The following is a 1,562-nucleotide window of genomic DNA, read 5'->3' on the forward strand; positions in this document are numbered from 1 at the left end:
CTGAAACTTGAAAGCTAATAATCACGCCAAAGGCGTGTGGTTATTGGCTTTTTTGGCAAAAAAATAAACGCAAGCTCTCCTGCGTTGTATACTTTAGTCGACCAAAACCAAGATACAAAGGAGACTTACGTCATGAATATTATAAGACAAAAAAATACAGAAAACGAGCTTCACAATATTGTTCATCAATTTACTTCCCTCATTGGTCTATCTAAACTCACCAAGTTGGTGAATTATCGCCGGCATTCAGAAATCAGCTTGATGAAGGTCATTGAATGGCTGCTCACGACAAAGTTCCTGGGACGCTCGCTTTATCGAGCCCATGAAACACCTAACTTTACCAGTCGCACCGTCAGAAATAATTTGAACGATGGCCGGATCAATTGGCAACGCTTGATTTGTCAAGTTGGGAGTCATTTAATCAAGCATTTACGACCGTTTATTGACCGCCGGCGGCGGTTAGCATTGATCATTGACGATACACTCTTTTCCCGTGAGTACGCCACCCAAACCGAATTACTAGCGCGAGTCTTTGACCATGACAAACAGTTATATATTAAGGGATACCGGGCTTTAACTTTGGGTTGGAGTGACGCCAATACATTCTTACCGATCAACTTTGCATTAATGTCTTCCAAGAAGCCACAAAACGTCCTTGGAAAATCAGCTAAAACAACCGATCAACGAACAATTGCTGGCCGGAGACGTCGCCAAGCACAGCAAAAAATGAACCTCGTTTCATTGCAACTTGTCAAGCAAGCCCTCGCAAATGGCGTTCTAGCTGACTATGTGTTATTTGATAGCTGGTATAGCTCACCAAAAATGTTCTATGAATTAACCAAGTTGGGATTAAACGGCGTGGGCATGCTTAAACGGTCCAGCAAAATTTACTATCAATATCGCGGACGGCAATATTCAGTTAAAGCATTATACAAGCGACTGCAGGCCTCAAAATATCAACCCAAGCAAGCTTATCAATACAGCTGCTTTGTCGAAGCGCACGTCGGGAACCAAAAATTCAAGCTTCGCTTGGTATTTGTGGCTAATCGGGCCCGTCAAGATGACTACCTAGTACTGGCAACGACTCAGTTAGGCCTTCAGCCACAAGAGATCATTCAACTATACGCCCGAAGATGGCAAATTGAGAATTACTTTAAAGTTGCCAAGCAATACTTGCGGCTCGACAAATCACAAGTTCAAAATTATGACGGGCTTTGTGGCCATTTAGCAATTGTCATGATGACTTATGACCTATTAGCTTGGCAGGAACGGCAAAATCAGGATGATCGCACCATTGGGGATTTATTCTTTATAATGAACGAAGCCATGCCAGATATTGAGTTGTCTCAAGCACTGGTATGGCTTCTAAATTCGTTAAAAACGATTATTAATCATGAAGTTTATGCAAGAAGAGCCCAAATTATTCAGATGATGAATCAGTTCTTCACATTTTTGCCGAAACGGTTAGTTTCGCTGTTAACAGCAAGCTAAATGGTTAAATTAATTAAAATATGCCCTGTGATACCAAGGGATCAGTCTGTCTTCATACTTTCAAGTTTCAG

General features: G+C 41.6%; 1 protein-coding gene. It reads left to right on the forward strand.

What is annotated here, in order from left to right; genetic code table 11:
* The first annotated feature begins 132 nt into the window (after positions 1-132).
* The gene (locus FC82_RS13750) at positions 133-1,491 is read left to right on the forward strand and encodes an IS4 family transposase (RefSeq protein WP_056973869.1); all 1,359 of its coding nucleotides are present in this window, start codon (positions 133-135) and stop codon (positions 1,489-1,491) included.
* Positions 1,492-1,562 lie beyond the last annotated feature (71 nt).

The sequence above is a fragment of the Secundilactobacillus collinoides DSM 20515 = JCM 1123 genome, assembly GCF_001435975.1.
Taxonomy (GTDB): Bacteria; Bacillota; Bacilli; order Lactobacillales; family Lactobacillaceae; genus Secundilactobacillus; species Secundilactobacillus collinoides.

What these genes read in the sequence shown, in the direction of transcription:
- FC82_RS13750 (WP_056973869.1), top strand. Translation starts at nt 133, where the DNA reads ATGAATATTATAAGACAAAAAAATACAGAAAACGAGCTTCACAATATT.